This is a genomic window from Mobiluncus sp. (assembly GCF_985070215.1).
This window is the reverse complement of record NZ_CFKZQR010000051.1, coordinates 1-12,093: the sequence shown is the minus strand read 5'-3', so window position 1 is coordinate 12,093 and position 12,093 is coordinate 1. Positions and strand designations below refer to the sequence as shown.

8 protein-coding genes and 1 tRNA gene are annotated in these 12,093 nt (G+C 54.8%); 7 read left to right on the top strand and 2 right to left on the bottom strand.

Going from position 1 to position 12,093, the window contains the following annotated elements; translation table 11 throughout:
- From AC5LBQ_RS08595 to AC5LBQ_RS08570, 6 genes are all read left to right on the top strand, one after another.
- On the top strand, nucleotides 1-2,713 hold a 2,713-nt coding region (locus tag AC5LBQ_RS08595), incomplete at its 5' end, for an MMPL family transporter (RefSeq protein ID WP_493265218.1).
- 133 nt (nucleotides 2,714-2,846) lie between these two features.
- The gene (locus AC5LBQ_RS08590) at nucleotides 2,847-4,061 is read left to right on the top strand and encodes a hypothetical protein (protein WP_493265217.1); all 1,215 of its coding nucleotides are present in this window, start codon (nucleotides 2,847-2,849) and stop codon (nucleotides 4,059-4,061) included.
- A gap of 229 nt (nucleotides 4,062-4,290) precedes the next feature.
- Nucleotides 4,291-5,823 (top strand): Re/Si-specific NAD(P)(+) transhydrogenase subunit alpha, encoded by a 1,533-nt coding sequence (locus AC5LBQ_RS08585; protein ID WP_493265216.1) that lies wholly within the window; start codon nucleotides 4,291-4,293, stop codon nucleotides 5,821-5,823.
- A gap of 3 nt (nucleotides 5,824-5,826) precedes the next feature.
- Nucleotides 5,827-7,356 carry an NAD(P)(+) transhydrogenase (Re/Si-specific) subunit beta gene (locus AC5LBQ_RS08580; protein ID WP_297346647.1) on the top strand — a complete coding sequence of 510 codons (1,530 nt, stop codon included), beginning with the start codon at nucleotides 5,827-5,829 and terminating at the stop codon, nucleotides 7,354-7,356.
- Between the two features lie 165 nt (nucleotides 7,357-7,521).
- The gene (locus AC5LBQ_RS08575) at nucleotides 7,522-9,399 is read left to right on the top strand and encodes a hypothetical protein (RefSeq protein ID WP_493265215.1); all 1,878 of its coding nucleotides are present in this window, start codon (nucleotides 7,522-7,524) and stop codon (nucleotides 9,397-9,399) included.
- A 39-nt stretch (nucleotides 9,400-9,438) separates the two neighbouring features.
- Nucleotides 9,439-10,344 carry a hypothetical protein gene (locus AC5LBQ_RS08570; RefSeq protein WP_493265214.1) on the top strand — a complete coding sequence of 302 codons (906 nt, stop codon included), beginning with the start codon at nucleotides 9,439-9,441 and terminating at the stop codon, nucleotides 10,342-10,344.
- Nucleotides 10,345-10,569: 225 nt separating this feature from the next.
- On the opposite strand, the gene AC5LBQ_RS08565 is transcribed toward AC5LBQ_RS08570, so the two are convergent.
- Entirely contained in the window at nucleotides 10,570-11,190 is a 621-nt protein-coding gene (locus AC5LBQ_RS08565) for a superoxide dismutase (RefSeq protein ID WP_493265213.1), read from the bottom strand.
- A gap of 180 nt (nucleotides 11,191-11,370) precedes the next feature.
- Between AC5LBQ_RS08565 and AC5LBQ_RS08560 the strand changes: the two genes are divergently transcribed.
- A tRNA-Ser gene (locus AC5LBQ_RS08560) sits at nucleotides 11,371-11,455 on the top strand.
- Between the two features lie 448 nt (nucleotides 11,456-11,903).
- On the opposite strand, the gene AC5LBQ_RS08555 is transcribed toward AC5LBQ_RS08560, so the two are convergent.
- Nucleotides 11,904-12,093: hypothetical protein (locus AC5LBQ_RS08555; protein ID WP_493265212.1), on the bottom strand; the 190-nt coding region annotated here is incomplete at its 5' end.

The following is a 12,093-nucleotide window of genomic DNA, read 5'->3' as shown; positions in this document are numbered from 1 at the left end:
GGCGGGTGCGAAGGCCCAGGAGTTGAAGGCGCAAGCCGAGGCGGCGGGTGCGAAAGCGCGGGAGGCGGGTGCGAAGGCCCAGGAGTTGAAGGCGCAAGCCGAGGCGGCCGCGGCGAAAGCCCAGCAGCTCGCCGCCAGCGGAGATATGGCGGGAGCTGGGGCGGCGAAAGCCCAAGCTGAACAACTCGGGGCTGCAGCCCAGCAGGCCGGGGCCCAAGCCCAAGAACAGGGTGCCGCCGCCCAACAACTTGGGGCCGAAGCCCAGGCGGCGGGCACCGAAGCTCAGACCGAGGCCGCTCGTGCCCAAGAAATCGGCGCCCAAGCGCAGGCAGCCGGGGAACAGGCTCTTGCCAGTGGAAACCAAGCCCAGAGCCTGGCCGCGCAAGCCCGCCGACTGGGCGACCAAGCCAAAGCGAAAGGCGACCGGGCTCAGGAACTGGGCGATCAAGCGAAAGATAAGGGCGACATTGCCAAAGACTTGGCGAACCGCGCTCAAGCGCTCGGCGACGCAGCCCAAGCGCTGGGCGACCAAGCCAAAGCGCTGTCCGAACCCGACTGGCCCGTCTCGAAAGCTCTGCACACCGAGCTGAAACAGTTTGAGACGAAACTGAAAGGGATGCCACACGTAGACACGGTGTCCTATCCCTTCGTGGAATATAACGCCATGCTCGATCCCCAAGCGCGGGAACTGGTAGCGAAGAACGGCCAGGGGTTCGTCATTGTGGCCACCATGGATTTGCGGGTCAACGGGAAAGCCCAAAAGACCCCGCCGGAACAGTTTGAGCCGGACGTGAGGAACGTTGAGAAAGCCCTAGGCGAGTTGGGGCCAACGCTGAAATCGGCTCTGCCAAAAGATGCAGTGCAATCCGATTTCCGGGTGCGGGTCACGGACGCGGACCTGGTAAATGACGCGGGAATCCAAACCCTAAAGAACGACCTGGTGCGTTCCGAATCAATCGGGATTCCGCTGTCCTTCCTGATTATGGCGGTCGTGTTCGGAGGATTTTTGGCCGCTTTGCTGCCGCTGTCGGGGGCGTTGGTGGCGATTTCCACCGCTTTGGCCATCATGCTGGGGATGACTTATCTGTTTGAGCAACAGTCTTTCGCTGTCAACGTGATTTCAGTGCTGGGGCTGGGGCTATCCATCGACTACGGTTTGCTGATCGTGTCGCGCTACCACGAGGAACTCGTGCGCTTACGTGACCTGCCAGAAAGCGAGTGGAAACCGGATTTCTCCGGGGTGAGAAAACCCAAGACCCGCGAGCGGTTGGAAGCGTTGAACCCGCGCTATCTACGGGCTTTGGAAATTACCCTGGCAACAGCAGGGCGAACCACGTTCTTTAGTGCCCTGACCGTGGCGATTGCATCCTCCGGCATGATCTTCTTCCGGCCGGAACTGTTGAAGTCCCTGGGTATTGCGGGGTCCTCCACCGTGCTGCTGGCGATGATTGCGGCGTTGACCTTGGTGTCTGCCCTCATGTTTATGGCCTCTGCCCGTCTGGAAAAGCCCTCCATCCTGACCAAGATTCCGCTCTTGCGTCGTTTCATGGGCGACGCCGAGCCGACGCATGTGAAGCACCAGGTAGCGCAAAGCAAAGATCCGGATGGCACACCGGAAGTTGACCCCGAAACGGAAAACACATTCTTTTATCGGATTTCCATCGCGGTAACCCGCAAACCCTGGCTGTCTTTCATCGTTTCGGCGACGGTTTTGGTGGCGGCGTGTCTGCCATTGGCGACCCTGAATCTGCGCAACTCCCTGTTCGACATGTTGCCAGTCCACAACGAACAAAGGCTTTTGTACGAAGAGTTGTCCGTCCAAGTGCCGCGTACCGGACTGCCCCCGGTGCGTATCGTTGCCGAGGACACCACCCCCGAAGAACTCGACGCCTGGACCGAAGCAAACCTCAGCGATATCAAAGGAATCGCCCAAGTTTTTGCAGCCTCCCAACTGGGCGACACGAAAGACTCCGTGGCGATTGTGGATCTGGAAACGAAAGATATCGGTTCCCCGCAAGCCGAGAGAATCGTGAAGGAGATTCGGGATAAACCCCATGATTTCGAGCGTTATGTCATCGGCCAGGCGGCGAACCAAATCGACTTCATCTCGTCATTGGCCCAAGGCTTGCCCTGGGTGCTCAGCGTGCTGGTCATTATCACCATCATCCTGCTGTTCCTCATGACCGGCTCGATAGTGATACCGCTACAAGCCCTGGTGATAAACACGTTGTCGCTGATGGCGACCCTGGGCATCTCTACCCTGGTATTTGTGGATGGTTTCGGGGTGGAGCTGTTGGGTGCCCAAAAACTGCCGGGGCTGGAATCTTACGTGGTCGTCATGCTGATGTGCTTCGGCTTCGGGCTGTCGATGGACTACGAGCTGTTCCTGCTATCTCGGATGAAAGAGGTGTGGGACGAGACCGGGTCGGCCCGTCTGTCGGTCATTCAGGGCTTGACGCGCTCGGCCCGGATTGTGACTTCCGCGGCGACCATTCTGGTCTTTGTGTTCCTCGCGTTCGTGACCGGGCACATGATTGTGTTGAAGCAGGTCGGGTTTATTTTGGCGTTGGCGGTCGCCTTTGACGCCACTATTGTCCGCATGGTGCTGGTGCCTTCCGTGATGGCTCTGTTCGGCCGGGTGAACTGGTGGGCGCCGCGCCCCCTACGCCGCCTGCATAATCGCTTCTCGGAAAGTTTCACGCACCACGGGTGAGCTAGCCCGGTAATAATTCCAGGTAAATGTAGGGTAAAAACTTCCCTGCGATTTTGGTCATAAAGCGTATACTCGTGGGCCTCTAGGTGGTATGGTTTTTCTGTAAAATCGAGTGATTTTGAAAGGAAAAACCGTGAGTCTTCCTCCACCTCCCGAAAACGAATCTTTGCCGCCCGCGCCCGTAAATCCCACGGCCTACCCCGGCGCCCAGCCAGCGATGCCTCCCGCACAGCCGCAACATACAGCGCAGCACGTTGCGCAGCCTAGCCAGCCGGAACAGCCCGGTTTTGCCCCGGCTCAACCCGCTGCTCCAATGCAGCCAGTCGCACCTTCTGCTATGCCTCCGGTTTCGTATCAGCCGATGCCTCCCGCTCCGGTCCAGCCGATGCCTCCGGCTGCGGGTTCGACGATGCCTCCGGCTCCAGGTCAGCCGATGGGTGTGCCCCAAGCTGTCGGGCAACCTGTCCCGCCTGTGACCGGTGCGCAGCCCATGGTTGGCTACACCAACCAAATTCCCGGTGGCGCTCCAGGCCAGGGGGGTATCTACATCGCGATGCCAAAGCAAGACGGCGAATTCATGAAAGCCTTGAAGGCGATTTTCCCCACATTTAAGCGGATTCACAAATCTCAAGGCGACCAGGTAGCGCTGGAGAACCTGCAGCTGAAAGCCTGGTGGTGGGTGATGTTCCTGCTGTTCAGCATCATTTCCGGCTTGGCATATTCCGTTGGGGTAGCGCGTTCAGCGGACTTGATGGTGGGCGGTTTTATCAACGGCTTTAGCAATTCCATCGGAGCCGGAAGCATTTCACCCTACTCCATCCTCAGCTTCGGATACTGGTTCCTGGTCTTTTTCGTGGCCATCATCGTGTCTTTTGCGGCAGTCATTCTCCGGGCGGTTTTTGTCAAAGCAACCGTGGCAACGTTTAAAGGGGACATGACTTTCCTGCAATGCTGCAACGTGGTGGCTACCGGTCTGGTGCTTCCCACCATTGCGCTGGCAGCTATTTTCGTAATCGAGCTGCTGCCCATCCCGTTCTTGACTATGCTGCTGGTGGTCTTATTGACGATAGCGTTCCTCGGTGGCTTGTTCATGATGGAGCTGCTGATTAGCGCCGCTATTCGCAACATTACGCGGACTGAAAAAACTACCGCCTTGTGGCACTCTATGTTCTTGGTGTTGTGCCTGGCCTGCTTCACCTTCGTTTACCTGATTCTAGGATTCACCACCACCACCATCGCGATTGGTAGTAGCGCGGTTTCAGCCGGCACTGGCATGGTCCAGGAGGGGTTGGACAATATGGGAGGGCCGAATTTGGGAGATGCCCTCGAAGAAATGCTGGGACAATAACCCTCTCGGCGAGTCTGAGAAAAGTTCCCTGGGGAAGCGGCGAGAGTCTCGTGGCAACCCCGGGGAACTTTCTTTTGCTTTAGGCCGGCCGCCGCGAACTTGACCGCAGTCTGAATCCGCCACCCGATAAAAACAACCCTGCGAGTTACTGATAGGATAAACCCGTCACGGGGACCATCCCGCCCCGGCCCGTTCGAGGCCGGAAACTGTTGACATTCAGGAGTTATACGTGCGTATAGGAATACCGAGAGAGCCCGCTGAGGGGCAAAAACTGGTATCCGCCACACCTGACACCGTTGGCAAACTGATTAAGTTGGGTTATGAGGTCATTGTCGAAGCCGGAGCAGGCTCCGATGCGTCGTACCCAGACCAGCTTTATCGCGACGCCGGTGCCGAAGTGGTGGGACCGCAGGAAGTTTGGCAGGCAGACATTGTCACGACTTTGGACACCCCGCCGCAAGACAAAATCGACCAGCTGCGTGAAGGTACCGTGCTGATTTCGCGTCTCGGGGTGCGTATCCACCCCGAAATCGCCGAAGTGTTCGCCAAGCGAAACGTGACCGCGATTTCGATGGACGCCGTGCCGCGCATTACCCGCGCTCAGGCGATGGACGTGCTGTCCTCGATGGCAAACATCGCTGGTTACCGCGCGGTTATTGAAGCTGCTAACGCTTTTGGGCGCTTGTTTACCGGTCAGGTCACGGCCGCCGGCAAGATGCCTCCCGCCAAGGTTTACGTTATCGGCGCTGGTGTCGCCGGTTTGGCGGCGATTGGTACCGCGAACTCGATGGGTGCCATCGTCCAGGCCACCGACGTGCGTGCCGCCGCGGCTGAACAGGTGGAGTCCATGGGAGCCGAGTTCGTGGAGATTCCCGCTCCCGCTCAGGAATCCTCGGACGGCTACGCCAAGGAAATGAACGAGGACCAGGCCAAAGCGGCCCTGAAACTCTATACGGAACAGGCGGCCGCTTCTGACATCGTCATTACTACCGCCCAGATTCCGGGCCGTCCCGCCCCGCTGTTGCTCACTGCAGAAGCGGTGGGGGGCATGAAGCCCGGTTCTGTCATCGTGGACATGGCGGGCGGCAACTGCGAACTGACCAAGGCCGGGGAAGTCATCGTCACCGACAACGGCGTGACCATCATCGGCTTCACCGACTTGGCGAACCGCCTGCCCGGCCAGGCCTCTCAACTCTACGGGCAAAACATTGTGAACCTCATGAAACTCATGACCCCGGAAAAGGACGGCACCATCGTCTTTAACCTGGAGGACGAAGTCGTGCGGTCCATCACGATTGCCCACGAAAAGGACGTACTGTGGCCTCCGCCGCCCATTTCTGTCTCGGCGGCCCCAGCCAAACCCGCCCCCGCCGCAGGTGTGCCCGCAGCGCCGGAGCCGGAAAAGCCGAAGTCCCACGCCATGCGGAACTTCTGGATTTTCGTGGCGGCCGTGCTGGGCATTGCCCTGGTCGCGGTGACACCGTTCTCGATGCTGCCCTACTACATTATTCTGGCGCTGGCGATTGTGGCCGGGTTCTACGTCATTACCAACGTGACGCACTCGCTGCACACCCCGCTAATGAGCGAAACGAACGCGATTTCGGGCATCATCCTGGTGGGTGCGATTCTGTCGCTGGCCCAATCGACCTCGTGGATTGTGACGGGTCTGGCGGGTCTGGCCATCCTCATTGCTTCCATCAACATTTTCGGCGGTTTCTTTGTGACCCACCGAATGCTCAAGATGTTCCAGAAGGAGGACTAAGCCATGTTGCACACACTTGTGAACCTTGCCGCTAACGCGACTGACCACGCCGACATGACCACCCTCGCCTACTGGAGCGATCACGTCGAATACTTCGCTTACCTCATCGCTGCCCTGCTGTTCATCATGGCCTTGGCCGGTCTGTCTAACCAGACCACCGCCCTGCGCGGCAACAAGTTCGGTATCGCCGGCATGAGCATCGCGCTCGTGTCGATTATCTTTGTCGCCTTGACGGCCACCCCGCCGGCAAACGCCGTGACCCACGTCGGTCAAACCGCCTCTATCCTGGTGGGATGTATGCTGCTGGGCGCGATTATCGGCCTGTGGAAAGCCAAGAACGTTAAGATGACGGGAATGCCCGAACTTATCGCCCTGTTGCACTCGTTTGTGGGTCTGGCAGCGGTGCTGGTCGGGTTCAACACCTTCATGGAACTTTCGGCCACCGACAACGCGGAAACCGTGCGCGACATGGGATTCCACTTGGGCGAAGTCGGGATTGGCATCTTTATCGGCGCGGTGACCTTCACCGGGTCCATCATTGCCTACCTGAAGCTGTCGGCCAAGATTAAAGGCAAGCCGTTGATGCTGCCGGCGCGTAACTTCCTGAATATCCTGATGATCCTGGCGGTTATCGCCATGATTGTGTGGATGATTGTGGCCAAGCGCACGGATCCGGCCGGCGCCGATGCCGCCCTGCTCCAGCAGCAGTGGATTGCTTTGGGCGTTTTGACCGCGATTTCCCTGGTACTCGGTTTGCACCTGGTGGCCGCTATCGGCGGCGGGGATATGCCGGTGGTCGTGTCCATGCTGAACTCGTACTCCGGCTGGGCGGCCGCGGCGGCGGGCTTTATGCTGTCCAACCCGCTGTTGATTATCGTCGGTGCCTTGGTCGGGTCCTCCGGTGCGTTCCTGAGCTACATCATGTGTAAAGGCATGGGCCGCTCGTTTATCTCCGTTATCCTCGGCGGTTTCGGCGAGGGTGCGGGCCCGAAGCAGGAAGCCAAAGACTACGGCGAACACACCGAAATCAAGGCTCCCGAAGCCGCAGAGATTTTGAAGGGCGCCAAGTCCGTCATCATTACTCCCGGCTACGGCATGGCTACCGCGGGCGCGCAGTTCGCGGTCGCGGACTTGACCAAGAAACTGCGTGAGGCGGGCGTGGAGGTACGTTTCGGGATTCACCCGGTGGCGGGCCGTCTGCCCGGTCACATGAACGTGCTGTTGGCTGAGGCCAAAGTGCCTTACGACATCGTGCTCGAAATGGACGAGATTAACGACGACTTCCCCGACACGGACGTGGTCCTGGTCATCGGCGCGAACGACACCGTGAACCCCGACGCCTACGAGCCAGGCTCCCCGATTGCGGGAATGCCGGTGCTCCACGTCTGGGAGGCGGGGCGCGTGATTATCTTCAAGCGTTCGATGGCGACCGGCTACGCCGGGGTGCAAAACCCGCTGTTCTTTAACGAGAACTCGGACATGCTCTTCGGCGACGCCAAGGCCTCCGTGGAGGAAATCATCAAGAGCCTGTGAGGTTTTGCCCAGCGGTTTCCCCTGCCTTCCGGCGGGGGAAACCGTTTTTTATCCCCGCAGAGTCGGGCCTGGTGCTGAGAAATTAGAACTCATCCGAAACCCCAGTAATGAGAGCCGAACTACGCGTAGCATGGTCGTATATGTCGACTCGGTGAAAGCGGTAAAATGGCTGGTGAGAGCGAAAACAGCAGAAAGGTGCTGCTGATACTGAATATCCTGCTTTTAGTAGTTTTTTTGGTGCTGGCAGGGGTTTTGATGTTCGCTCTGATTGCAAATAAAAGAGCAGATCCTGTGGTCCTCCAAGCCAACGTTTATATTGCATCAGATGCGGATATAGAAAAATCCCATACCGGAGGTGAGGGAGAACCGGCTGGATATTTTCTTGTGAAGTCTGTTGAGGATAACCGGGTGACGGTGTCGGGCGACGCTCAGATGGGGGTTAATTCTGTAATTGCCGGAGGGATCAGCGAGGCTGCGCCACAGGGATTCTTGCGTAGGGTAACTGGAGTTGAAAAGAGCGGCCAAGACACAGTTTTGACGACTGTTCCTGCCGCGTTGGACGAGGCTATCAAAGAATGCGATGTGACTGCACAATATGTTTTGAAGCCTGATGGAAACTATGTTCCCTTGCAGCACAAGGGCGTGACGGCAAGTGGCTGGGGTTTTCTGGCGACCCCGGCTTTTGCTGATGACAGACTGGAGAACATAATTGATAAAGAATACATGAAAGGATCTCTAAAGATTACTGCAGGAGTGATGCTGGAACTAGAATTAAAAATTAACAGTAAAGGTATACATTTTAAATTAGTAGGTCATGTGCAGGGAAAGCTAACATACAACATGATAGAAATGCAAGCTAGTGAGACCCTGTTTACGCGCCCGTATAGTGGGGCGCTTATGGTTGGACCAGTTCCGGTAGTGTGGAATAACAATTTTAGTATCGATATGGACGCAGATGCCAAAATTGAAGGAGCATTAAAACCGGCTGAGGTATCCCTCGACAAAAAGTTTGGGTTCAGATACGATTCCGATAAGGGGCGGCGCGGCATAAACGAAGACAACAGCAAAGCTCAGTCTATTGGGCTGGCTGATAATGAGACAAGCTTAGATGGCAATATCACCTTGGAGCTTAAATTCAAGGACGCTTTCACTTTGTATGGCGTTGCTGGCCCGAAACTGCAGCTAAGCTTGAAGCTAGAGCTAACTGGTGGGTTGGAAGAGGCAGTACGCGGCGATAAAGAGAATCTGTTAATTAATTTAGGAGACAAAAAGTATCGCGGATTCTTACATTATAAAGTGACTGTCCCTATCAGTGGGGAATTTATCTTGCAAATCCCTAATTATAATCCGTTTTCAAAAGACAAGCCATTTGAATTCCTGAAACAAGAATTATTTGATACAGGAGATACTATCACACTGATTGACTGGCGAGAGCCGGAATTGTCAAAAGATTTTATGAAAGACTTTGATTTATCGGATATACGTTTGCCGTACTATAATAAATACGATACCTACGACGGGTACTTTCAGACGCATGGCAATCCAACCTGTCCGCCAATTTATTATCCTGGCGATGACGAATCAACTGTCTTCAAACCTATGGCAACATCTCCCGATGATTGCTGGAAAGCAATCGAGAATGGAGAAAGTGTTGACAAGTGGAGCAATCAATACGCAAAAGAGATTCCATACATAAAGGCCGATATTAGCTCTGTTACTTATGCAGATTATAATAATGATGGGTATTTGGATGTTGCTTTTGTCGGAGACACGTCGACTCCAGATTACGACGGAATATTTATAAATTATATACTCATAGCTAATGTTTATCGTCCTAATCAGCCTTTTATTGTAGATCTTATCTCTATATCTCAAGGTTCGGTATATTCTTGGACTTTCTACGAGGGAGGATTATTTACTTCAGCCGAATCCAGCGGCCCTGAGGAGCCAACCAAAACTAACTTTAAATTCGTCATCAAACCTGATTCTCTCACGATTGAACCGACTCAAACTCAGGGTACTAAAGAAGTGGCGCAGTTGTGATTAACTATATCCCATTGTGCTGATTGTTGAGGAGACCAAATGAGCAATCAATTTTACCAACCCGATGCAGCATCCGTTCCCCCAAGCGGTCAACAGTCGCGCTCTCGAGTGACTTTACTTACAATGATTACTACTCTCCTAATAGTGTTGGTTGCATTGGCAATTATTTTTTCTTTCGTCTTGCTTTCGAAAGTTGGTAAGTCCGGGGCCGGATATACAGGCGCCAGCGCTGGCTCTGATAAAGCACAGTCCTCGGGAAAAGCCGTGACAAAAGACGATGATACCATTATAAAGCAAGTTGATTTGAATGATATTTACCTGCCCGTAGATGAGCAAGTGTATCGTGCTGATTCCATGTCTCATCTTGCTCCCAATCACAGCTGTCCTAGTTGGACGGCTTTCTCAGATTCACCTAGTGAGTTACCTAAGATGTCTGATTCAGCCAACGAATGTTGGCAACATATAGTTGCCGGGGTGAGCGAAGGTAACCACAGTCAAGATCCCGATCCGTATATTTCAGGCCCTTTAATGACGCTTGATTTACAGTCTGCAAATTATTCAGATTTTAACGCCGATGGCCTCACCGATGTCTCTTTTGCAGGAACAGGCCATGCAAACTTTTTTCCCTCTGAACAACTTTACTTCTTTTTGTTCGCGAACAAAAACGATCCTACGCATCCCTTCGTTCTTGACCTATTTACTGCGGTTAATCACGATAGTGCTAACGGGAAAGCTCAATTTTATCGTTTTTCGGAAAACGCTCATATTCTAGAGTCATTTTGGACTGACTACCCCATCAGTTGCACAACTTCCCCTGAATCCGTTTATAAACTTACTTATGAACCTGGAAAGGTTGTAGTTGAATTAACTCCTGGAGACAAGAATATCGAACCAAAAGGTTCTTCCATGTGGTTTCCCCCGGGAGTATGTGACACTACTCAGTGAGTTCTACCTTGTCTCTCTTGACTGTGTGCGCTTAGTTATATTTCCCGCGTTTTTTGTAACCACACTTTTCTTGTTTAGCGAGATCAATTTACTTTATCACGCTGCTAAACCTTACTTATTATATGGATGTGATAAGTGCGGCCAATGCGTGAAAACGTCATAATCCAGCAACGGTGGCGGCGTAAATTACGCCGCCACCATGAGACACAGTTCCTAGCTGAAAACCTAGAGCACGCCGTGATGTTTGGCGGCAGCCTCGAAGCGGCTTTCGACCTCGGTCCAGTTCACCACGTTCCACCAGGCCTTGACGTAGTCAGCCTTGACGTTCAAGTAGTCCAAATAGAACGCGTGCTCCCACATATCCAGCATGAGCAGCGGAATCTGGGCAATCGGAATGTTCGACTGCTGGTCGAACAGCTGGAAGATGACCGGGCGACCCGCCACGCTGTCCCAAGCCAATACCGCCCAGCCGGAGCCTTGCAGTCCGGTGGCGGCGGCGGTGAAGTGCTTTTGGAAGGCTTCGAAAGAACCGAAGTATTCATCAATCGCCGCAGCGAGTTCGCCGCTGGGACGGTCCGGAGTGTCGGCAGCCGGACCCATCATCTTCCAAAAAGCGCTGTGGTTCGCGTGTCCGCCCAGGTTGAAAGCGAGGTCCTTTTCGAGCTGGTTAATCGTGGCAAAGTTGCCGGTCGCGCGAGCTTCTTCGAGCTTTTCCAAAGCCGTGTTCGCGCCGTTCACATAGTTGGCATGGTGCTTGTCGTGGTGCAGCTGCATGATTTTGCCGGAGATGTGCGGCTCCAGAGCAGCGTAATCGTAGGGGAGTTCGGGGAGGGTGTAAACCGCCATGTTTTGTTCCTAACTGTTGCAGTCAGATCCGGATTGACCCGACGGCTCGATTCTATCCGAGCATACGGGGGCTGTCTGCGGAGTATCGCCTATAGCAAAATCCCGGCCGCTAAATTTCTCGCCCGGCCGGTAAATATGTAGAATAGTAGGCGCTGCTTTTTGCAGAATAACCAAATACCTGGAGGATTCGCCTAGTGGCCTATGGCGCACGCTTGGAAAGCGTGTTGGGTGCAAGCCCTCGGGGGTTCGAATCCCCCATCCTCCGCTAGTGGTGATGTCCGGCCCGTGCCGGGCATCATTTTCATTTGTACAAGGTCGGTGGAGACCCATGACGGGCAGCGGTTTTGCGTGGCGAGCCTGCCGCCGCCCTGCGCATCTCGTCGAACATAATCAGCAGAACAGCACCGTGCAAACGCCGACGAAAATCAGGGGATCCCCGCTCGGTTGTGCCTAAAAGGGGAGAATAGCCGGGTAGCTGCCAATAATGGCAGCTACCCGGCTATTCTCCCCCTATAAACCACGTGCACTCCGAAACTCACCAAGAAACCGCCGACCAACTCCCCGGGAAACCGTGATTTAGGCTCAAGATAAAACCGCCTTGGCGTGGTGCCAAGACGGTTTGAATCCGAAATAGGTGAAGGCGGGCTGGCCCTTCCTAGCTGACAAAGCCTAGTGAAACGGCGGCCTCGCCTTCGCTTCCCGTTTGCGTTATGTTACAAGCCCTGGGATTCCATGAGTTCTTCGTAGTATTCCTCGTCATAGATGTCTTTCAGCGCTATGACCTCATCAAGAAGTTCTTGCGTAAGTGGTTTGTTGTCATTGGCAACTACAGCCGTCACCCCAGTGAGAGGCGCGAATACGCCATCCCATTTTAGGACATCCAGCATGTCATCGCGCTCCTGT